The 21,296-nt window shown below is 64.4% G+C and carries 22 protein-coding genes; 7 read left to right on the plus strand and 15 right to left on the minus strand.

What is annotated here, in order from left to right; all coding sequences use genetic code 11:
* Positions 1 to 293: 293 nt before the first annotated feature.
* Positions 294 to 1,301 (plus strand): phosphotransferase, encoded by a 1,008-nt coding sequence (locus tag GY937_22325; protein MCP5059450.1) that lies wholly within the window; start codon positions 294 to 296, stop codon positions 1,299 to 1,301.
* A 22-nt stretch (positions 1,302 to 1,323) separates the two neighbouring features.
* Here the strand turns inward: GY937_22325 and GY937_22330 are convergent, their stop codons facing one another.
* On the minus strand, positions 1,324 to 2,247 hold the full coding sequence (locus tag GY937_22330; GenBank protein MCP5059451.1) for a lipo-like protein: 924 nt from the start codon (positions 2,245 to 2,247) through the stop codon (positions 1,324 to 1,326).
* 302 nt (positions 2,248 to 2,549) lie between these two features.
* Between GY937_22330 and GY937_22335 the strand changes: the two genes are divergently transcribed.
* A complete protein-coding gene (locus GY937_22335; protein MCP5059452.1) occupies positions 2,550 to 2,750 on the plus strand; it encodes a hypothetical protein in 201 nt (66 codons plus the stop codon).
* A gap of 15 nt (positions 2,751 to 2,765) precedes the next feature.
* Here the strand turns inward: GY937_22335 and GY937_22340 are convergent, their stop codons facing one another.
* On the minus strand, positions 2,766 to 3,203 hold the full coding sequence (locus GY937_22340) for a DUF45 domain-containing protein (protein ID MCP5059453.1): 438 nt from the start codon (positions 3,201 to 3,203) through the stop codon (positions 2,766 to 2,768).
* A gap of 50 nt (positions 3,204 to 3,253) precedes the next feature.
* On the opposite strand from GY937_22340, the gene GY937_22345 reads away from it, so the two are divergent.
* Positions 3,254 to 3,913 (plus strand): LON peptidase substrate-binding domain-containing protein, encoded by a 660-nt coding sequence (locus GY937_22345; GenBank protein ID MCP5059454.1) that lies wholly within the window; start codon positions 3,254 to 3,256, stop codon positions 3,911 to 3,913.
* Between the two features lie 427 nt (positions 3,914 to 4,340).
* On the plus strand, positions 4,341 to 5,798 hold the full coding sequence (locus GY937_22350) for an ATP-binding protein (protein ID MCP5059455.1): 1,458 nt from the start codon (positions 4,341 to 4,343) through the stop codon (positions 5,796 to 5,798).
* Here the strand turns inward: GY937_22350 and cofH are convergent.
* Genes cofH through GY937_22365 form a run of 3 tightly spaced genes read right to left on the minus strand, consistent with a single transcriptional unit; the run spans position 5,768 to position 10,012 of the window.
* Positions 5,768 to 7,051 (minus strand): 5-amino-6-(D-ribitylamino)uracil--L-tyrosine 4-hydroxyphenyl transferase CofH, encoded by a 1,284-nt coding sequence (gene cofH / locus GY937_22355; protein MCP5059456.1) that lies wholly within the window; start codon positions 7,049 to 7,051, stop codon positions 5,768 to 5,770. The two genes, GY937_22350 and cofH, sit on opposite strands and share 31 nt — an antisense overlap.
* Positions 7,048 to 8,247: a 7,8-didemethyl-8-hydroxy-5-deazariboflavin synthase CofG gene (cofG, locus tag GY937_22360; protein MCP5059457.1), complete on the minus strand. Its 1,200-nt coding sequence runs from the start codon at positions 8,245 to 8,247 to the stop codon at positions 7,048 to 7,050. The genes cofH and cofG overlap by 4 nt, the downstream gene beginning before the upstream one ends.
* A gap of 25 nt (positions 8,248 to 8,272) precedes the next feature.
* The gene (locus GY937_22365; GenBank protein ID MCP5059458.1) at positions 8,273 to 10,012 is read right to left on the minus strand and encodes an NADPH-dependent assimilatory sulfite reductase hemoprotein subunit; all 1,740 of its coding nucleotides are present in this window, start codon (positions 10,010 to 10,012) and stop codon (positions 8,273 to 8,275) included.
* A gap of 213 nt (positions 10,013 to 10,225) precedes the next feature.
* Between GY937_22365 and GY937_22370 the strand changes: the two genes are divergently transcribed.
* Positions 10,226 to 11,107, plus strand: a complete 882-nt coding sequence (locus GY937_22370) for a GGDEF domain-containing protein (GenBank protein ID MCP5059459.1) — start codon at positions 10,226 to 10,228, stop codon at positions 11,105 to 11,107.
* On the opposite strand, the gene GY937_22375 is transcribed toward GY937_22370, so the two are convergent.
* The 8 genes from GY937_22375 to GY937_22410 form a co-directional block, all read right to left on the minus strand.
* Positions 11,094 to 11,912 (minus strand): sugar phosphate isomerase/epimerase, encoded by an 819-nt coding sequence (locus tag GY937_22375; protein MCP5059460.1) that lies wholly within the window; start codon positions 11,910 to 11,912, stop codon positions 11,094 to 11,096. The genes GY937_22370 and GY937_22375 overlap by 14 nt on opposite strands.
* Positions 11,909 to 12,928, minus strand: coding sequence for a hydroxyacid dehydrogenase (locus GY937_22380; protein MCP5059461.1), 1,020 nt, complete (start codon positions 12,926 to 12,928; stop codon positions 11,909 to 11,911). Before GY937_22380 ends, GY937_22375 begins: the two co-directional genes overlap by 4 nt.
* Before the next feature lie 42 nt (positions 12,929 to 12,970).
* Entirely contained in the window at positions 12,971 to 15,172 is a 2,202-nt protein-coding gene (locus GY937_22385; GenBank protein ID MCP5059462.1) for a hypothetical protein, read from the minus strand.
* A 64-nt stretch (positions 15,173 to 15,236) separates the two neighbouring features.
* Complete coding sequence (locus GY937_22390; protein ID MCP5059463.1) at positions 15,237 to 16,046, minus strand: hypothetical protein; 810 nt, start codon at positions 16,044 to 16,046, stop codon at positions 15,237 to 15,239.
* Positions 16,047 to 16,096: 50 nt separating this feature from the next.
* Positions 16,097 to 16,516: a GFA family protein gene (locus GY937_22395; protein ID MCP5059464.1), complete on the minus strand. Its 420-nt coding sequence runs from the start codon at positions 16,514 to 16,516 to the stop codon at positions 16,097 to 16,099.
* Between the two features lie 49 nt (positions 16,517 to 16,565).
* Positions 16,566 to 17,819, minus strand: coding sequence for a glycosyltransferase family 39 protein (locus GY937_22400; GenBank protein ID MCP5059465.1), 1,254 nt, complete (start codon positions 17,817 to 17,819; stop codon positions 16,566 to 16,568).
* A gap of 79 nt (positions 17,820 to 17,898) precedes the next feature.
* Positions 17,899 to 18,249, minus strand: a complete 351-nt coding sequence (locus tag GY937_22405) for a hypothetical protein (GenBank protein MCP5059466.1) — start codon at positions 18,247 to 18,249, stop codon at positions 17,899 to 17,901.
* A 6-nt stretch (positions 18,250 to 18,255) separates the two neighbouring features.
* On the minus strand, positions 18,256 to 18,618 hold the full coding sequence (locus tag GY937_22410) for a sulfotransferase (protein ID MCP5059467.1): 363 nt from the start codon (positions 18,616 to 18,618) through the stop codon (positions 18,256 to 18,258).
* 152 nt (positions 18,619 to 18,770) lie between these two features.
* Between GY937_22410 and GY937_22415 the strand changes: the two genes are divergently transcribed.
* Positions 18,771 to 18,926 carry a hypothetical protein gene (locus tag GY937_22415; protein ID MCP5059468.1) on the plus strand — a complete coding sequence of 52 codons (156 nt, stop codon included), beginning with the start codon at positions 18,771 to 18,773 and terminating at the stop codon, positions 18,924 to 18,926.
* A 90-nt stretch (positions 18,927 to 19,016) separates the two neighbouring features.
* Positions 19,017 to 20,201, plus strand: a complete 1,185-nt coding sequence (locus GY937_22420; protein MCP5059469.1) for a glycosyltransferase — start codon at positions 19,017 to 19,019, stop codon at positions 20,199 to 20,201.
* A 25-nt stretch (positions 20,202 to 20,226) separates the two neighbouring features.
* Here the strand turns inward: GY937_22420 and GY937_22425 are convergent, their stop codons facing one another.
* Entirely contained in the window at positions 20,227 to 20,439 is a 213-nt protein-coding gene (locus tag GY937_22425; protein ID MCP5059470.1) for a hypothetical protein, read from the minus strand.
* Between the two features lie 309 nt (positions 20,440 to 20,748).
* On the minus strand, positions 20,749 to 21,198 hold the full coding sequence (locus GY937_22430; GenBank protein MCP5059471.1) for a hypothetical protein: 450 nt from the start codon (positions 21,196 to 21,198) through the stop codon (positions 20,749 to 20,751).
* Between the last annotated feature and the right edge of the window lie 98 nt (positions 21,199 to 21,296).

Here is a 21,296-nt window from a genome sequence, read left to right on the forward strand (position 1 = left end):
CGTCAAGTCAATCCGATACCGCTTCTTCGACATACGGGCCCCATGAATCGGCCCGCGACACGGCGAGAACCGATTGGCTGCGGGGGACGCAGTGCTTAGCATGACAACACTTCCGCCTTTGGTCGATACAAGGGACTAGGACTGGCCCAGAACGAGAACAACCCCGGGATCGAAACCCCGGGGTGTTCTAGAGACCTCGAACGCTACCCCCCCTGGTTTCGTCCGGATCTTGTGAAACGTTTCGGCCTGCCGGCGGGTACCTTGAGCGTTTTTTGCCGGTCAGGTGCACTTTCTTGCGCAAGCAGCTTCGCCTCAGCAATGAGAAGCTCCCGGACTACATGATCCGAATGGGGCTCTTCCGCCCCGGCCAAGATATCCATGTCGAAGCTGCCGGCGATGGCAACATCAACTGGGTGCGTCGGGCCTTCGTGCCGGGGGAGGCTTCCTACATCGTGAAGCAAGCGCGCCCGGCCCTGGAGAAATTTCCCGAGTACGAGGTGACGACGGAGCGGCTGATCTTCGAGGCCGGCTACCTCGACCGGGTGCGTCCGATCGATGAGGACCGCGTCTGCCCCGAGGTCGTGCGCTTCGACGCCGACGAGCGGGTACTTGTGCTCGAAGATCTCCGAAACGCAACGCGTCTCGACAAAGCCCTGCGCGATGGACGAGACGTGACCGTTGCCATGGAGACGCTCGCCCGCTTCCTGGCACGCGTTCACTCGGCCACTGCCGAAGACCCGGGCTTGGCGGCTGCCTTCCAGAACGACGCGATGCGCCGCCTTCACGGCGATCACATCTTCGTTCTCCCATACGAAGAAGCCTTCCCCGCGCCGCCCGCCACCGCGAAACGCGCCGCCGAACTGAGAGCGGATCGCGAGCTTGCAGCAATTGCTCGTACCGCGTACGAGGCCTATTTGCGCCCGGTGGGCCCGCTGGTCCATGCGGATGTCCAGGCCAGAAATATCCTGCTGGAAGCGACCGGTCCCAGGCTGCTCGATGCCGAGATCTCCCACGCTGGGGACCCGGCATTCGATCTGGGTACGTTGCTGGCCCACCTGGCGATGCCAGCTGCCGCACGAGGCGAAGCTGCTACCGCAGTGCCCGTGCTTCAAGCCGTATCGGAGGCCTACCGGAACGAACGCGGAGCCGAGGCTGCTCCGCCGGACGCCGATGTCATGCGCTACGCCGGCTTGGAATTGATCCGCCGCACGATCGGCGCCGCACGGGTGTCGTTCGTCGAAGAGGATGAAGCAGGGCTCGCGGTCCTGGCGCTGGGAGTAGCATGGGCCCGAGGACGCTGACCTTGCCAGGGGGATGGTCGGGCTATTCGTCGACCGGCGGAGGCGGAGGCTCGGCGCCGTAGGGACGGGGGTGCGGTTCCTGGTCTTCCGTGTCGTCGTCGAGGGAGGCCCAGTGGATGCGTTGGTAATCGAAGCGTCCGTCGGCGATCACGTTGAACTTCACGATCTCGAAGTACGGAGACAGGTCGAAATCCCGCGGGGTCAGCAGGGTCGGGTGACGCATCTTGAACAGGCCGGTGTAGCCGCCACTCTCGTAGCCGAAGATGCGCCGCAGGAGCCGGCCCCGAACGCCCGGCGTCGGTTCGGCCTCGGCGTCGAAGCCATCGGGGAACTCGACGTTCGGCAGGATCGGGAAGCGCACCTTGTGAAAGGTCCGGCCGAGCAGGCTGGAACAGATCACCTCGGTGGGCATGGAGCTGCCGAAGTGGAGCGCCGTGCGTCGGAAACGGTCCGGGATGATGCGGACCGGGAAGAGGTAACGACCGAGGTCGAGGACATTCCGGAGGTCGTAGCGCCAGCCGATCGCGTCGATCTGATCATCGAGCACCATCTTCAGATCGTCTGGCTGGATCCGGTGAGGCCGCGCGACTCGGATGTTGTAGTCGATGTACCTCGTAACCGGGGAAGCCACGACGCCATGGGGCAGTGCCTCGACGATCAACCACTCCGCATCATCTCCGAACTGTTCCCGGACACGCTCGGCCGACGGGCCTCCGCGCCTCACCAGCTCGTCGCCGACGAAGAGGGCAGCATGGGACCAGGAACTCTGGGTCAGGTACTTGATGATGGCGGAGGCACGGTTGTCGCCCTCGACGAGCAACACATCCCCTTTGCGGAGGTGGCGGCGAAGCGCCTGCGGGTCGTTCCACCCGCGCCGTTCATACCGCGAAAGGGGCTCCGTCAGGAAGTCCACGATCCTGTTCGTGATCCAGCGTCTCAGGCCCACGGCTCGTCGGTACCTCCCCGAGTCTTCATCGGAATGTTCACCCTACCGGGTTGAATCGCCCTTCGGGCGATAGGGATTGAATCGCCCTTCGGACGGTGGGGGTTGAGGCCTCGATGAGCCCCAGCGGCCCGCACAAGGAGGGAAAAGTCCTTGAAATCCATGGTCTTCTGCAAGGGGGTCAGGTATCCTTTGCCCCTCCTTGAAAAAGCTCTGATTTTTCAAGGGGTTACGTCATTTTTCCTATCCCGGGACGCGAGTCGCGAGCCGAGCCGAACCGGGATGGGTCGTGGAGACACGGGCAGATGGATGTCAGGATCAAGCTCAACGTCTCGTTTACCGTGTCGGGCACTGGGCTCGAGGACGCTCTCGCCGAGTATGACGAGCTGACGGTCGCGGGCATGCTGAGCGAGATCCTCGATAAGTCCATCGCCTGCGACGAGATCCAGGTCGATATCGCTGAGGGCCCGAACACCCTCGAGGAATACGACAAGCAGACCGGCTGAGCGCGCGCTCCCCTCTCAGAAGAGGGTGAGCTGGCGAGGCCCTTCCGGCTCCGGCGGTTCGGTGGCCTGCCTCCGCGGCGGCGCAGTGCGCGACGGGAGCTTCTCGTGGCGCAGGCGCGGCTGGTAGATACCGTGGGCTCGGGCGAATTCCAGCAGCGTCTGGTTGAAGCTGCGAAACCGGAGACCGTGGTTGAAGTGGCGCAGGTGGGCCAGTTCATGACACAGCGTGGCCACGAGGCTCGAGTATTTGAGCGGCTTGCCCGTCGTGACGTGGCGGAGCCGAATCTTGATCGTGCCGTCCGAGTAGCAGATGCCGTAGCGGTTCTTGACGTTCGCGCGCTCCGCTTCGATCGCGCGGTAGCGCAGCTCGAAATGCGTCGCGATGAACCGGGCATCACGGTTCAACCTCACCATCAATGCGTCGCGGGTCTTGCGGTCCAGAATCTCTCCCACCCCACGGGAACATCTCGGCGCGACGAGGTTCCGTCAAGTACGCTTGGCCTGTGTCGAAGCCGCAGGCTCCGCTTTTCCCGCTCTCGAACGTCACGCTGTTTCCTGGCACAGGCGCTCCGCTGCACTTGTTCGAGCCGCGCTATCGCCAGATGATGCAGGCCGCCCTCGATGCGGATCGGGTGATCGTCATGGCAACCGTGCGCCCGGAGCACGCGCACGAGATGGCGGGAGAGCCACCCGTCTACCCGATTGCCTGCGCGGGTTTCATCCAGAACTACCAGAAGCTCGCGGACGGCCGCTTCAACATGCAGCTTCAGGGAACCCACCGCGTTCGAATCCTGCGCGAGCTACCCCCGACAGACGAACGGCTCTACCGCATGGGCGAGTTCGAGCGCCTCGAAGAAACGATCGTGGATGCGACCCATTGCCACACATTGCGAGAGCGCGTGACCGAGCACCTGACGGAACTGGCGCGAGAGACGACCGGGCTTTCGTTGGAGCACACGGTCGGCCGGCTCACGACGATGGATCTACCGACCTTCGCCGACACGGTCTGCCAGACGGTCGGGTTGCCCGTCGCAGAGAAGCAGGCACTCATCGAAGCCGACAGTTTCGACGAGCGACTTCGCCGCCTTCAAGGAACATTGGAGTTCCACCGCGCCCTGATCGAACGCGGAGGAACGGGACCCGGCGCGGGAACCGTTCATTGACGGCCCCGGTCCGTGCTTTCCGAGCGGTTCCTGGGGCTTTCTGGAGTGTCCATTTGTGACTTTTGAGATTTGAAGATATTGGCTGGATGATGCTGATTTTGTCCGAATTTCGATGATTTGGACGGGCACGAAAATCAGGCGATGACACCGCGGAGGCGTCAGCCAAGCTGCCTCATGGAGAACGCGGAACCCCGCGAAGTTGCGGCCCGATCTGGGTTGCAAACACTGGTTTCCTGGGCTTCCGAGGGGGCTTCGACGTGAACCGCATGCGTGTAGGGCAATGGCTGGAACGGGGGGCGATTCGATTGCGAAGCCCGACGCTGCATGCTCTACTCCCGCTTCGTCTGGGGTGAGAGCTGGCGGGTTTCTTCGAATTCCCGAATTTCCGTTGGGATCCCCTGGAAACCCCCCGATTTCAGGCAGTCCCATGCACCACCCCCCCAAGGTGTGGGACGGCGTTCTAACACGCCTCCGCACCCGTATGCCGCCGATCGCCTTCGAGGCGTGGATCCTTCCGCTATCTGCGCAGATGGACGAAGACTCGAGTGAGTTGCGCCTCCTTGCGCCGGGCACCTTCCACGAGGCGCGGATCCGCGGCCGGTATCTGCATGTCATCCGAGAGGCGCTAGAGCAGGAGACCGGCGGAGCGATCGGCTTGAGGCTCTCCTCCGAAGCATCGCTACCGGCCGCTCCGCCGCTGGCCGAAGCCAAGGGAAGCGAAGCCAAGGGAGCGCCAGATGTTCCCCGCCCAGCCAACGAGGACGGGGCCACAGCCAGCGCGCGACCTGATCCGAAGCTGTCACCCTTCCAACCCGGGCTTTCGCGATCCTTCGACAGCTTCGTCGTCGGCCCCGAGAACGCACTCGCCCGCGAGGCATCCATCGCCCTTGCTCACCGGCGGCAATCGGGGATCAGCCCGCTGTTTCTCGCGGGTCCGTCGGGTGTCGGGAAATCCCACCTGGCGCGGGCTCTGGCCACAGAAGCTTCCGGGCTCTACGTCTCCGCCGAGGCATTTACCAATGCATTCACTTCGGCCCTTCGCCGCAAGGACACCGAAGCCTTCAAGCGTCGCTTCCGGGATTGCCAGCTCCTCGTCATCGAAGACGTGCAGTTCCTGGAGGGCAAGAACGCCACACAGATGGAGCTGCTCTACACCTTGGAGCAGCTCACGCTCGCCGGCCGGCCGGTGGTGCTTACCGGCGACCGGCTGCCGCGGGAGATGAGTGGACTGCAGCCCCGGCTGGTTTCCGAGATGACCCGAGGCCTGGTTGCCGAGATCGAACCGCCGGAGCGCGACCTGCGGCGACGGATTCTCAAGGCCAAGGCCTCGAGCGGCGGCGTGCGCGTGCCGGAGGAATGCCTCGACCTGTTGGTGGATCGCGCGAAGGGCAGCGTGCGAGATCTCGAGGGCGTCCTGATCCAGCTCGTCGCGAGTGCCTCCCTGCTCTCACGCCAAATCGACGTACCTCTCACCGAGGCGGCCCTGCGAAAGATCGCCCCTGCCGAGGCCGGCCCGCTCCGGGTCGATGCAGTGGTCGAGCGAGTCTCCAGCTTCTTCGGCCTGAGCCCCCAGGAGCTGGCCGGCAGGAGCCGCCGCAAGGCCATCCTCGTCCCGCGCCAGATCGCCGTCTACCTGAGCCACCGCTACACGAACGCCACCCTGACCGATATCGGTCGCGCCGTGGGCCGCGACCTGCCCGCAGTCAAGAACGCAATCCAGGTGGTGGAGCGAGCCATCCTCGAGCAAGCCCCGCTCCGCTATCAGGTCGAGGCCATCGTGGAACGCCTGGGCATCCCGGAGCGTCCCGCCCTCCGAGTCGTCCAGCCGCAACAGAGCGGTGGCTCCTCAGCACATCAGGGACGCGGCAAGCTCTCGGGCTCGTGATCCCCTGAGGATCGTCCCTTTCGTTGCTCCAGGCGGGATTCACCCGCGCCGTCGCGCCAGCGAGCCGGTCCGGAGAGCTCGCTCCGATGCTCGGGCTCCAGGGACGGAGGGTCTTTCTCCGGGTCGTCGTAGCGTTCGACGGTGTGGTAGAGCGTGCTGCGTTGGACGGGGATGCGGCCCATCTCGCGGATCAGGCGACGCATTTCCTCCGCCGGGAGGTTCTCTCCGAAATCGGAGCCGGATTCGCGGCTGATCGATTCCTCCATCAGCGTTCCACCGAAATCGTTGGCACCGGCTTCGAGGGCGAGCTGAGAGAGCTTCGGACCCATCTTCACCCAGGACATCTGGATGTTGGTAATCCACGGCCGCAGGAAGAGGCGGGCCACCGCGATCAAGCGCAGATCGTCCGCCCCCGAGGGACCGGGCCGCGAGTGGACCCAATGGCCGAGCACATTCTTCTCGTGGATGAAGCCGAGCGGAACGAATTCCGTGAAGCCACCGGTTTCTCGCTGGAGCTCGCGGAGCACATCCAGGTGGGTGACCACGTGCTCCGGCTCTTCGATGTGGCCGTACATGATGGTCGCGGTCGAACGCAGGCCCACATTGTGGGCCGCGCGCACGATCTCCTTCCAGCGCTCGGTCATCAGCTTGTTCGGTGAGAGGACGCGGCGCACCGAATCATCCAGGATCTCCGCGGCTGTGCCGGGCATCGTTCCCAGGCCGGCGTCGAGCAGCCAGCGCATCTGCTCTTCGAGCGGCATGCCACACTGCTTCGAGATGTAGTCCATCTCCTCGGGCGAGAACGCGTGAATATGCAGTTTCGGAAACTCGGCCTTCAGATGCGTGAGGATGCCGCGGTAGTGGTGATGATCCTTCTGGGGATCGATCCCACCCTGGATGCAGACCTCCGTGGCCCCGCGGGAGACGGCGTCGCGCGCCTTTTCGTTCATCTCCTCGAAGCTGCGGTCGAAGGCCTCTGCCTCATCCCGATGCCGCGCGAAACCGCAAAAGCTGCAGCCGACGTAGCAGACATTGGTGAAGTTGATGTTCCGGGTGATGACGAAGGAGACGTCGTCACCGCAATCATCTTGGCGGGCGACATCGGCAGCACGCAACAAGGCGTGGAAATCCGGCCCTTCTGCTCTCAACAGGCGTAGCGCCCCGTCCTTGGTGAGCTCTTGGCCCGAAAGGGCGCCGTCCAGCAGGACAGCGACATCTTTCGAGACATCTGCCAGCAATCGTTCGAGCATCACGCGGCCTCCAGGCTCAGGCGTGGGCGCGCGTAGCCGTCATCGTTCGCCAGGGCGCGCGTCACATCGAGCACGGACGGGTCGAAGAATTCGGATTTCGAAAGGTGGTGTGGATACACAGGCAAACGCTCGACCAGGCTCTGCCCTGCCGCCTCGCAGCGGTCGCGCAACTCGACCAACGCGGGCCACGGCGCTTCCGGGTTGATGTAGTCGACGGTGATCGGCGAGACGCCGCCCCAATCGCTCACGCCGCTTTGCATCAACTCACCCATCAAATCCGGCGCCAGGTTCGGCGGGGCCTGGACCTGGATGTCACGGCCGAGCACCAGCCGTGCCATTGCCACCCAACCGATCACCGCCGCATCGGGAAGCGACGAGGCCCAGCGCATACGAGTACCAGGCTTCGGATGGAAGGGCTGAATGATCGCTTCCTGGATATGGCCGTGTCGATCATGCAAGTCGCGGATCGCGAAGAGCGTATCGACGCGCTCCGCATCATCCTCGCCGATCCCGAGCAGCAGCCCCGACGTGAAGGGAATCCGGAGCTCGCCCGCCTCCTCGTGCATTCGAAGCCGCAGCGCCGGATCCTTGTCAGGCGCGTACTGATGAGCCTGCCCCTTGCCGCGCAGGCGGGTACTGGTCGATTCGAGCATCAGACCCATGGACGCGTTCCAACCGCGCAGCGCCGCCATCTCCTCGGCCGTGAGAATCCCCGCATTCGTATGCGGCAACATGCCGCCCTCGAAGGAGACCTTGCAGGCTTCGACCAGGTATTCGGCCGTCGATGCGAACCCCTCGCCGGCCAGCCATTGCTTGTGATCGCGATAGGCGATCTCGGGCTTGTCTCCCAGGCAGAAGAGCGCCTCGATGCATCCCATCTGGACGCCGCCCTTCGTCAGGCTGGCAACCTCCTCCAGGCTGTAGGTCCTTGCCTCGGGGGAGTCGGGCGTCTTTGCGAAGGTGCAGTAAGCGCATCGGTCGCGGCACAGATTCGTCAGGGGGACGAAGACATTGCGCGAAAAGCTGACGACATCACCCTGGGCACGACGCTTGCTCTCGTGAGCGCCCTCCTGGAGGATGGCCAGGACTTCGGGCTCAGCCATATGAGCTGCCAGCCACTCGGCCTCGGCGCGACCGAGCCTCGCTTCATCGACGGCGCGGTCGACGATCTGGCTCGTTTGCTCAGCGTGTCGTGTCACGGGCATAGCCTAGCGCGGGCGGGGTCTACTCGGCCTCTACGCCAACCCAGCCCCGCAGGGTCTCCGGGGCGGTCTGGTGCAGGAAATCTCCCGCCGGGAGGCCCTCCGGGTTCCGCTCTTTGATCGCCCGGAATAGACCAATGAGGGCCGGCACCATCTTTTCACCGGGAAGCCGCGAATAGAGCGGCTGGGCAATCCGATCACCGCCGCGCGAGCCCCCGACCAGCACGACGTGATCGTTCTTGCCATAGCCGTAGATTCCGATCTCGGCTGTGGGCGGGCGGGCGCAGTTGTTCGGGCAGCCGGTCATTCGGATGACCACATCCACATTGCCGAGGCCTTCGGCCTCCAACGCATCGAAATAGACCGGCAGGGCGTTTTCTGCGTCGGTCATCGCCAGGCCACAAGTGGGCTTGGCCGGGCAGGCCATCGCGTTGGCACGAGCCAGCTGCCCCTCGCTCGGCGTTGCCACACCGTGTTGCTCCAGGATGGCTTCCAGGGCGGCGCGGTCCTCGACATCGCATAGCAGGAGATCCTGCTGGGCCGTCAAGACGACGGAAAGACCCAGCTCCTCGACGGCCTGACGCACCGCCTTGCGCTGGGAGCCCTTCAGCCGTCCACTCTGCACCGACAATCCGTAGTAGCTCCCGCCTCCGCGCTGCTCATGCCAACCCAGATGGAGCGCCATCGACGGTAGTGCGGCGGGCTCCGGCGCGTCCTCGAGTTCGATCCCGAAACGTTCGCGCAGCGCCGCCTTCACGGCTTCGACGCCAAGTCTCCGGATCGTGTACTTCCAGCGCGCCTGCTTGCGATCCTTCCGATCACCGTGCTCCTTCTGCAGGATCACGATCGCACGGCAGGTTTCCACGACCTGCTCGCGATGGATACGCCCGAGGTGGATTCCGAGCAGCGCCGCCGTCTTCGGATTGTTATGCGAGAGCCCCAGTCCGCCTCCGGTATACAGCTCCCAGACCGCCCCCCGATCGTCGGCGGGAAGCAGGCCGATGTCCTGGGTTCGAAGATCGACGGAGTTGTCCCGCGGATGAGCGAGGCCCACCTTGAACTTCCGCGGGAGATACTGCTCCCCGTAAAGAGGCTCCTCCGGGGTCACCCGACCCGCTGTCGCTCCCTCTTCGTCCGTGAGAAAGATCTCGAAGTACGAGGACGTGCGCGGTGCCAGTTCGGCCGCGATCTCGTTGGAGAGCTCCAAGGCGCCGCAGCTCGTCTCCGGATCGAGGGTATCGATCGGCGAGCCCATCAGATTGCGATTCACATCGCCGCATGCGCCGAGCGTGCCGTGATCCAGGTAGCCCCGATTCAGGTGGCGGATCATCGCGCCGAGCTTGTCCCCGTAGACCCGGTGGTACTGGATCGCCTGGCGCGAAGTGATGCGCAGGGTGCCATCGGCAAAGGCATCGGTCGCGTCGTCCAGGGCGAGCCACTGCCGGGGCGTCAGCCGTCCACCGGCCGGATTCTTGATCCGAACCATGCAGAAATAATCCTGGGTCTTCTTGCCGCGTTCTCCCCGGGCCTGCTGCTTGTAGATCCCGAAGAACTTCGAGAGCTCTTTGGCATTGCCGGAAAGGGTCTCCCGCGCACCGCTTCCCATCTCGTCGAGCTCGTCCCGAAAGCTGTGAGGCTCCTTGGGGTCGAGGACGTAGAACAGACCCTTGCTCTCGACCTTGATGCGCTCGTTCTTGGACATATCCGCGAGCGAGCCGGTCTGCAGGGTGATGACCGGGCCGGAGGGCACTTCACGAGCCACGTGGGGGTTCTCTTTCGGGGGGCACAGGGAACCGGGGGAAAGGAGCATCGCCCCCGGGGAGAGGAAGGAGCAGAACCTAACCCAGACCAGGAAATCGAAAAAGTACTCCCCCGGGGGACTCACATGACCTTCTCCGGGCCACGTACTTCCGGGAACAACGGTCAAGGCCGGACGTGAACGGGCCGATGGCCACGAAAGGAGACGAATTCACCCATGTTTCGAGCCTGGGCCAGCCTTTGGCGGAGGATTTCGCTCAGCCTCCGAATGGGCGTTTTCATCTTCTGCGCCAGCCTGTTGGCCATCCATGCAAGTGCCCTGGAGCCTCTAGGCGGCACCGGGCTTTCGGGTTGGAGCGCCTGGGGTGCTGCGGCCCTGGCTGGCCTCGTGGTCGCACTCTGGACTCGCCCTCTCGAGGCCGTGATCGAGGCCGCTCATCGGCTGGTGGCCGGGGAAGACGTGAGCGTGCCCGAAGACCGGGATGAGGGCAGATTGCGCTTCCTGGCCCGAGCCATCGACGAGCTGGGCTCCCAGTTCGACCAGAGCCGCCGCGAGCTCGAAGCACGCAACCGGGAGCTCAGGCGGGCCAACGAAGTGCTGGAGCAGCTTTCGATCACCGATGGTCTGACCAGGCTGCACAACCATCGCCACTTCCAGGATCGATACCTGAGCGAAACCCGCCGCTCGGATCGGACCGGACATCCTCTCTGTCTGGTCCTGATCGACATCGACGATTTCAAACGTCTGAACGACGACTACGGCCACAGCGCCGGAGACCACGTGCTCGCCGGCGTAGCCGTGGCGATGAACGAGCAGGTGCGGGAGACCGACTTCCTGGCGCGCTACGGCGGCGAGGAATTCGCGATGCTGCTGCCTGAAACCACGTTGGACGGAGCTGTCCAACTCGCGGAGAAGCTGCGCTTAGCAGTCGCCGCGGCGCGCTTCGAACTAGCGGACTCGGCCGAGCCCGTCGGCGTGACGGTCTCCCTCGGTGTCGCCCTCTTCGAGAACTCCCCCGATGCGACCTTCAACGCCGCCGATCGCGCGCTCTATGAAGCCAAGGCGAGCGGAAAGGACTGCGTCGTCACTGCGAGCTAGCGGTGGCCCATTCCTCGAGCACCCTGCGCACCCAGGCCACATCCGCGGCCAACCTCTCCTCCAACGGGCGGTCGTCGAAAGAGAGGAATTCGATGGTCATGGGGCCTGTGTAACCCGCGCCGAGCGCGGCGTGCAGCAGCGTCCGGTAGTCGAGGACACCTTTTTCAAGGGAACCGCCGGGAAGGAGTGGGCCCTCGCCGTCCGGCTTCAGCTGATAATTCTTCAGATGGAAGTAGCGAGCATGGCGGACCAGACGCTCGGCATCGGCGGGCTGGTTCGGAATCTCCGCTTGGGGAAGCAGATCGAGCACTTGATAGTTGAGAGCGAAGTTGGTGCGGTCGACTCCGGCCAACAGCGCTTCCACGCGTTCCGGCGTATCGGCGAGGGACCCCTGATGGCGTTCGACGACGACCGTGACACCGCGGTCGGCCGCCGCATCGCAGACGAGCTGCAGGTGCCGAACGGTATCGTTGGCGTCTTCCTCGGGACCGCACTCTGCCCAGACCCGCAGCAAGGGTGCTCCCAGGGCCTCTGCAATCTCCGCTGCACGAAGTGCGTCCGCTTCCGAGAGCGGCCGATCCCGCCCGAAGTACGAGCCGTAGGTGAAGATCTCCAAACCGGTATCGCGCACGGCCCGGCCCTGGTCGGCGATGGCTTCGAGGCTTCCCATCGGATCCAGATGCGGTGGCCGGGCGGTTACCTCGAGTCCGTCACAGCCCGCATCCAACGCCATCCGGGCAGCATCGACGAGCGGACGGTCGAGAGCGGAGACCGAGCAGAAACCCAGGACCTGCGGCGATGTCATGCGATGCCACTCCAATCTTCGCGCCTCACTTCGTGGACCAACGGCTCGCCACGAACGAAGCGCTCGATTTCGTCCAGTGCGAGATCGGCCATGCGGCGGGTCTCGGCGCCCTGGGCCCCAGCGATATGCGGCGTGAGAAATACGTTGGGGAGGTCATAGAGCGGCGAATCCGGAGGCAATACCTCCGGATCGGTCGTATCGATCACGGCCCGGAGCCTACCGCTCACCAGTTCGCGCTCCAGGGCCTTGCTATCCACGAGGCCACCACGGGCGGTGTTCACGAGCGTGGCACCGTCGGGCATCAGCGCGAGCCGCCTCGCATCGATCAGGCCGTGGGTCTCAGGAAGAAGGGGAGCGTGCAGGCTGGCCACGTCGCAGCTCTCGAGGAGGTCATCCAACTCGGTGGCCGTCGCACCCTGGTCGGCAATCGTCGCCGCATCCAGCGTAGGATCCCAGGCGACGACCTCCAGATCGAATGGCTGAAGCAATTGCGCCAGCCTGCGCCCGATCCGAGACAGCCCGACCAGGCCAACCCGCTTGCCGAAGTTGCCCAACCCGGGTGCCTCTCGAGACCAGAAGCGGAAGCCGCGGACCTCCTGATATTTCCTCTGCAGCTCGAACGCCCTTTTGTTCGCCAACAGGATCGATCCAAGGGCAAACTCCGCGACCGGAAGCGCGTTTGCCGCCGCTGCGGAGCAGACCCGGATACCGCGATCGAAGACCGCTTCCGTCACATGGTTCTTGACGGTCCCCGCTGCGTGCATGATCGCCTGGAGCCGCGGCGCCCGTGCCAACGTCTCCTCATCCAACACCGGGCAACCCCAGGCCGTGAGCAGGATTTCGGCGTCGGCCAATAGACGTTCGGCCTGCTCGTCGTCGAGCGTCGCCAGGGGTTCCGGCGCTGTCAGGTTGCAGGTCCTGGCCAGCCGCGAGAGGTGCGCCTCCGTCAAGAGGCCGGCGGTCAGAACGGGTGACATGACGAGCAGCGCGTTCGGTCGCCCGGCGTTCTCAGACATTCGGCCTCCCCAGCCAGGTACCGCGCGATATCGGCTCCAGGCCTAGGGGAGCCTCCATATCAGACGCGGTGCGGTCGCGGTACGCTCGCCGCGATCGAATTCGAGCAGGAGACTGTACTCCCCTTTGCGGATCTCATACACCGTATCGCCGAACTCGGTGTACACGTAGGGATTGTCGAAGCGCGCATAGTCGCTGATCGGGACGTCGTTCCCATCGACCTGAAGAGGACCGTCCCAGCCAACCGTGAACGTACCCTTGCTCGGCGAGTCGTATGACACATCGAAGGCCGTGGCCGTGGGCGTCACGGTCACCCCCGCCGCGAGGATCGCAGCCTGGAAGGCAGCAAAGCCACCAGGCCACTCGTCGATGCTGCCGCATTCGACGATCCAGACATTGTTCGCTCCGCCAGGCGCAACCAGATCGAAATCCAGTCCAGCGTTCTGGAAGACTTCCGGCTGCCCCCCACGCCACATCGTGGGCCGCCAGGAGTAGAGCGCCACGTAGGCATCGTCCTTGCGGCCGAACGTCCAGGAGCCCTGCTGCACCACCTCGTCCATATGCGCGTGGGGGAAGTAGGCATGGGTCTCGTCGCGAAAATCGAAGCCGAAGGACGGGATCCGGCCGTATTGGGGAGAGTAGATCGAAATACCCACATTGTGATACTGCACCGAGCGAGGCTGGGACGACTCTCCCGTCCAGTAGCCCGGGCCCGGCTCATCCTTCTGTTGCCAGTTCCAATCCGGAGGCACGCTGCCACCCGGTGCCACGGGCAGATAGGAGGGATGTTGAGTGAACACCAGCGCGTGCTCCGAGAGGGTTGCCTGCCAGGTGTGGGTCTGGCTTCCGCGCAACCCCTTCCGATAGTCCTGGGCGGTGGACAGCATGTAGTGCCGCGTGCGCCACGTGGCCGTATTCACCTCCGCGAGAAGCGATTCATTGATCATCTTCCAGAGGGTGCCTGCGAGGTTCTGGGCCTTGAGGACGGTGAATGGGAAGTCCCCGGGAGTCCAGACGAGATCGCGCAACGCCTTGAAAGGCGCAAACTGGGATGCCCAGAGATTTTCGCGCTCTCCCACTTCGAGCGTGAGCGGAAGCATCATCCACACCGCCTGGCTTCCCATTGACCACCAGAACGGGAGATTCGTCTCATCCCTGTAGTCGAGCCCAAACGGCGCCACCGGCGGCGGGGTATTCGCCGGATCCGCAGGCGGAACCTCGTCCAGCGGAAGGTTCATCCTCGCGAGGTTCCAGGTCGACTCATCGGACCGTGCGATGCGCCGGATCACCTCGGGCATGCGGTATTTCCTGGCGCTCGCGAACGCAACTCCGCTCGAAGATCCCCGACTCCGATACGGTAGGTCCGTGTCATCGAAATACATCTTCGTCGCGTCGAACACGTCCTGGAGCTCGGCAGCGACCTTGTCCTTCACATAGGAACGGCCGTGGGTCGTCCCGAAGTTCCCGCGATGAACGCCCAGGGCGACATCCAGGAAGACCAGATCCAACACCATCGTTGCCCGGCGCTCGATCTCCGGATCGTCCGAGAACTCGATGAGAGCCAGTAGCGGACGCATATCCAGGTTGTAGTAGACGTCCGAGGTCCATTCGGTGAAACCGAATTCTGCTCGCTCATCGAGCCAACGAAGGATGCGAGGACGCGCCCTGTCCGCGTGCTGCTGACCCGTCATCCCGGTGACGGAGAAGACACGATTCGGCATCCATTTTCCCGCGAGGAGCTCGACCGTATGGAAGATCAGGATGTGGTTCTCGGTCCAGTACCACATATCGTCCACGACCTGCGCTCCGTCGACGATGCGTACGGGCGTCGGATCCGAGTACCAGTATTTGAAGGTGGTCAACGCGTCGGCAACTTTGTGCCAGAGCAGTTCGTTGGCCACCTTGTGATCGGCGGCACGGTAGAGTGCACTCACCATGCGCAAGGCATCGAAATCACTCGTATCCCGGAGGCGCCACATCTTGTCGAATACGCCATCCCAGGCGTCGACAGGCACCGAACCTTCGGGAACCGTGAAGCCGGGGTCTCGGCGCTCACGCTCGATATGAGCCATCACGTTCGTGACCGAGCCCGGGCTCAGCGGCACCTCGGTGGCGTACTCCAGCCACTCCATCTGACGCTGGTTTCGGTCACTCTTCGTGACATAGCCATCCGGGTGTAGGGCACAGGAATTGGGTGCCATCAGCAGCAGGACAAGCGGGATCAACAGCAGAAGACGGGCGGGCAATGGGGGGAACTCCCTTCGGATCCGGGGATCCTACTCCTCCCATGGGCTGGAAGTCCAGAGCCGCCTATCTGCGGCCCCGGAGCACCGAAAGCAGGATGACCAGGGGAAAGCCGGTCATCGAATAGGCTGCGGTGAAGATTCCGAGGTCGAGGCGACCCAGCGATCCGACCGCCACGATGATCGTGAGAGCCAGATTTCGCGCCGAGAACTCGATCGCGAACGTGAAACGGTCGTGGGGGTCCAGGGAGAGGAGCCAACCCAACCCCCAACCGAACACCATCGCAGTGAGTGTCCACGCACTCGCCACCAGCATCGCCCGGAGGAACTCCTCTCCGGAGGGCAACATGCTCTGCTGGGAAACCGCGCCTAGCACGGTGAGGACAAGCACGGCAACGACTGCGGCACGGTTCGCCAGGGAGACATAGCGTTTGGATGCCTCCGGGCGATGGTGGCGCACGAGCATTCCGAGGCCGATCGGAAGCGCCAGGAAGAGACCCAACTGGGTGGCGAGCATCCGCACCGGCACTTCCACCTCTCCGGTGTCCCCGAGGAAGATCTCGATGCTGAGAGCCGTGAAGAGCGGAAGACTGAGAACCGCGAGCAGCGAGGAAATGGCGGTCAGTGTCACCGAGAGTGCGACGTTCGCGCCCGCGACGGCGGCCATCACATTCGACATCCCGGCACCCGGCGTCGCCGCGAGGATCATCGCTCCCGCGGCGAATGCGGGCGTGAGACCGGTCGATGTGACGAGGGCCCACGTCATCAGCGGCAGCAGGATCAGCTGCCCGAGGGTTCCGCCGACGACGGCGCGCGGAACCGACATCACCCGGCGAAAATCATCCGGGACGAGCTGCAGGCCGACCACGAACATCAACGGCAGCAGGATCAGCGGGCCGAGTAGCTGCTGGTAGATCTCCAGGCTGACTAACTCGCTGGCGCAGAGCCGGGCCCGCGTTCGAGTGCAGGCAAGCCCTCGGGCAGGACATGGAATGGCTGCTTGTCGAGCATGTGAATGGCCATGTCCGGGCTGAAGACGCTCGGATCATCCAGCGTGCCCACCTTGACGATCACGACACCCGCCATGGCAGGCGACTTCGCAAGGATATGCGTTCCGCAATCCGCGCAGAATTCGCGCGTAACCGGAGTCTCGAGATCACTGCGGCTGAAGCCCTTGGGCGTGCCCTGGCTGTAGCTGAAGCCGGTTTCGGGCAGAAGCATGATGAAGTTTGGCCCGCCGCCCGAGATGTACTGGCACTCGCGGCAATGGCACTGGCCCTTGAACATCGGATCGGCATCGATCTGGTAGCGCAGCCCGCCGCAATAGCATCCGCCTTCGGCTTTCATCGAAACTCCCTCCTCTTGGTGAACCAGGAGGCTACCACGATGGGGCGGTCTAGGGCTGGGAGTCGGAGCCTTGTCTGGGCAACCAGGTCGTGAGGGCAACCGCCGCGAGCATGGCCACCGATGGGATGACCGGGAAGTGGTAGCGATCCTGGATCACGATGACGCCGTGAACGGCCGCAAAGTAGGCCCACGTCAGCACCGCCGGGTGGAACGCCATCCGCCAGAAGCCGTTCCGACGAGCGAGAATCACCAACCCGCCGAGAGCGAGCGCCAGCACCCCCCACCAATACCCGGTGGAGAGGGCCCGAAAGATATCGAGGCTCTCGGGACCCGTCCGATCGGCGATTCCCTCGCCGTTCCAGCGCACCCCGATGGTTTCACGGTCGTGGAGCAACACCGCTTTTCGAATCGATCGGAATACGAAGCCCAGCGGATCGGCCGAAATGAACTCCCTGGCACGCCGCCCCAACTCTTCATCCCGCAGATGCTGTGGTTTGAGATGGATCCCATCCCGGGGAATGGGGTGGTAGCGGCCGTCCGTCCCGGGGTGGTTGCCCATCCAGAGGTTGGTTCCGCCATTGGTCGACATGATCACCGCACTTCCGAATGCCCGGTAGTTGCGGAGCGTCCACGGCGCCACGGTCGCTGCCATGACCAGTGCCGCGATGGCCGCACCCACGAGGGTGCGACGCCAGGTACCCGTCTGGACAACTCGGGCCACGCTCCAGGGAACGAGCAACAGGAGAGAGACCGGCCGCAGGTAGCAGGAGACCCCGAGCAACAACCCCGCCCCGAGTGCCCAACCCGGATGCCGCGCTGACGCGTCTCGATCCCACGCGTACCAGGCGGCGACCATGACGGCGACGAAGAGGAGCTCGCTCGCGAACACCGTGACGAACTGGATCTGGCTGGGCCACAGGGCAAGGAACCCACCGGCGGCAATGGCAACCGCGGGAGAAAACCAGCGACGCGCCAACGACATGACGCCCAGCACGGTGGCCGCACCGATCGCCGCCTGGAAGGCGGCGATCCACGGCATCGGGTTCTCGAATGCTCGCAGGAACAGGCTGTAGAAGAAGCTCGGGCCGACGGGCCAGAAGGCGATGGGATTGCCGGAATCGCTCGTGTAGCCGTCGCCGACAGCCAGGCGCGCGGCGTAGTTCAGATACATGACGGAATCGGAGACCGGGCGAATCGGTATCCAGGCAGCCCATGCGAATCGAACGAGGGCGGCCACTGCAAGCACGGCCAAACTAGCCGTCGGAGATCCGAGCCGAGAACTCCCCTTCGAATCACTTGCCATCGGCGCCGAAGGGTAGCAGGGGGCCTCGCTTTCGCCTGTCGCTGCGTATGGCAGAACCGCCGGGCTCTTCACCCCCATCTCAGCAGTCGTAGCCCCAGCCGGCGAGATCGAGCCCGGTCAGCTCCGTCGTTCTCCGATTGCTGGCGCGATAGTAGTCGCCAACGTGGCGCCCGATCACCTCGGTCTGCTTCTTCGCCACTCGGCGGGCCAGGGCGGCGGGAATCAGCGGATCGATGCGGCGCAGTAGCTTCTCCTTCAGCCTCGTCGGAAGTGGGTGGTCGGGTCCGAGCGTGTTCATGCGGAAGTACGGTTTGAGAAAACGGGCGATCTCTCCTGTGAAGGCGTTGAAACCTTCCCGTTCCTTCTCCTTGGAGAGCTTCGTGAACCCGTCCGACGAGAGCGCGGGCGTAGCACCGCTGAACTCCGTCAAGCGGCGCTAATATTCCGCCGGATCGGACGCCAGCATCTCCATCGGCAGGACGAGCACCCGCTCGGAACCGACGCGTTCCTGGCAGAAGCGGATGAAGAGATCGTATTCCAGCTGGTCGAGACGGAACGTCGGGGAGAAACCAGGCGCCACGTTTCCGATGCCGATGTACTTCTCGAGCGGCTCATTCGATCCGTCCAGAGACCTTGCGTAGTGCCGGTAGAGTGAGAGAAGCGTCTTCTGCTGCTCGCGAATCGTGATCAGGACGCGTGCCTCCGGGAAGGAAGCAAGCACCCGTTCAGTCGCTCCCTTGCCTTCGAACCGGCTCCCCCACGGATAGCCCGAGAAATCCTCGCCGGAGATCACCGCCACGAGACCCTCGGCCCGCGCCTGTTCGAGTTGTGGAGCGCATTCCTGCCGGGTCTCGGAGGGATCGAACCTGTAGGGATTCGCAAGGATGCGACATCCGGGTCGCTTCGGATGTGCTCGGCATGCAGTAGCCAGCCTCGGCGCGGCTGAAGATCGTGCGCTGCAACCACGTCGTGGCCGTCTTGTGGAAGCCGGGATGCACCAGGATCGGCACCTCACCCTTCGAGGCTTCCGCGGTCTCATCGTCCAATTGGGAGGCCTCGGCCGTTTTCGTTCCCTGGCTGTCCACGATCACCCTCGAGCGCGTCTGATGGAACTCATCATTGCACGATCCAAGCCCTGCCGAATCCCCAGTCGCGGCTTTCTACCCTACCCTCCCTCGTATGCCGATGGTTGGGTAGATGACGCGCCTGCTCCTCGTGACCACGATCCCCGTCCACTCCGCAGCATCGGGCCTGCGCGTACTCGACTTGTGGGCCCGCGATCTCGAGGCGCAGATGGCCGCGGCCGATGCCGTGACGGTCGTTGCCCCCCGGCGAATGGCAGAAGCCGGTTCCGACGTGGCGTGGCCCGAAGGCATTGCGTGGATCGATGAGGCGACTTGCCGCGGACCCGACCACGCGGCAGAACTGGCCAGCGCCCATGATCTGGTGCAGGTTGCGGGGGGCGAACCTGCTCGCAGGGCCTCCCTTGCAACCCGTTTCGCCGCGGCAGCCAGGGCCTCGAAACGGCCCTTCGTCGTGAGTCTGAGCAGCGACCGGGCGCGGACTGGAATCCTCAACGCGCGGGGCCAGGGAATGCTCCGCCGTGTGCGTGCGTGGCTGGATGCACGGAGCATTCGCGCGACGGACGAGCGTCTCGTCTCGGACGCCGCGGGCCTGCTGCTCACCGGGCACGGCCTCGTCGGGCGGGCACCGCATCACGCGAACGTCCATGTGGGAACGGCCAGCTGGATCCAGGCGGGCGACGTTCTCACGACCGAGGCACTGACCGCGCGCGCAGAAGAAGTCGCTGGCGCCGGGCGGCTCGAACTCGTCGCCGCCGCCCGCCTCGAGCCCATGAAGGGCATCCACCTCGCCATCGATGCGTTGAAGATCCTTGCCGATCGACCCGAGGACTCGGGGGTTCAGCCTTACCTGACCATCCTCGGAGAGGGACCTGCGAAGGACGACCTCGAGAATCAAGCTCGCGATGCAGGCCTCTCGGACAGGCTGAGCTTCGGCGGCACCCGGGCCTATCCGGACGCCTTCCTGGAGGAACTGAGCCGCCATCACCTGCTTCTCGTGACGAACCTGAACGTCGAGCAACCCCGCGTCGTCTTCGATGCCCTGGCGGCCGGTGTGCTCCCGCTCTGCCCCGATTCGCCGCCGTACCGGGCTCTGGGCCTGGACGAACGGCTGCTCTATCCGGTGGGAGATGCGGAGGGCCTGGCGGCTGCCATCCGTCGTTTCGATGAAGAGCGCGGCTTGTTCGAGAGCTTGCTTCCCGATCTCCGAGAATGGGCGCTCGAAAACACGGTAGACTCGATGCATCGGCGCCGCGCGGAGTGGATCCGCGAGACGATCCTCGTCCCTAAACTGCCCTGAGGCGGGGAGGTTCCTCCCCGGAGCGTCAGGGCAGCAACACCGGCGCTGCGGGAGCCGCAGGAGGCGGCGGAGGAATCGTGCCGCCACCGCCACCAAGCTCAAAGGCGCCTGGATCCCATTGCGCTGAGCCGTTGCCATCGCCGTCGGTCGGCCGTGTGCCACCGGCGAAATCGCTTCCGAGCCAGGAAATCGAACCACCCGCGTCGACCGCCGAGCCCCCGTTCATAGTGAAGATCATGGATCGGATCCGCACCGGGCGCCGAAGATGCGACCGCGTCGAAGTAGACGGCGAGCGGTGCGACACCGGTGGTCCGGCTGGGCGCGATTTGAGCTGTGACCGCCGAAGCAGCACTCGAGATCATCACGGCCAACGCCGGAAGTCCGATCGGAATCCGGTGGCAAGATCGTTGCATTTCCCGGCCAGCAGTCTCGCCGACCCTACGAACCCACGTGCCACTTCAACGCAATTCTTCGCGTCTCTTCGCAGCACCCTTAGACTCGGCCCGCCCACGGCGACCCTATGTGACGATCCCCACAGCCGTCACGTCTATTTCCTCCCCGCGGGGATATTGTCTGGGGGACTGAGCAGGTACCAGTGGCTTCCAGCTCGGAGCGGAACCCGCAGGCTCCCCTCGTCCGTGCTCTCCTTCCCGAGCGGGGTCGGGGAAGCCTCCGAAACCAGGAGCGACCGAAGCACCAGCGGCGGGCCCTCCCGGCGCAGCTGGATCGTCCCGAGGATGGGCTCCGTGCGATAAACCGGCGGCTTGCCGGGCTCCGGACAAGCCCTTCCCAGGGCACTCAGGAGGATCCGCACCGAGCGCTCGAGGGGCAGCCCATCCAGGCTGGTAAGCGCGACCGTGGCCTCGTCGGTCTCAATTTCGAACGTTGCTCTGGAGAGCTTCAGGGCCGATGCGGCGATCTTCCCCGACACGACCTGGGAGCGCGGCGTGTCGACCACGATGTTGGCGATCACGAGAAACCGTAGAAATCTGATCATCTAGCCGTGGTCGCGCGCGAGTGCTGGTTTCTCGTCAGAACGGCGAATCGGTGTCGGTCGGATCGGTGTCGAGTTCGCGATCGAGAGCCGCGAGGTAG

Source organism: bacterium (genome assembly GCA_024228115.1).
Classification (GTDB): domain Bacteria; phylum Myxococcota_A; class UBA9160; order UBA9160; family UBA6930.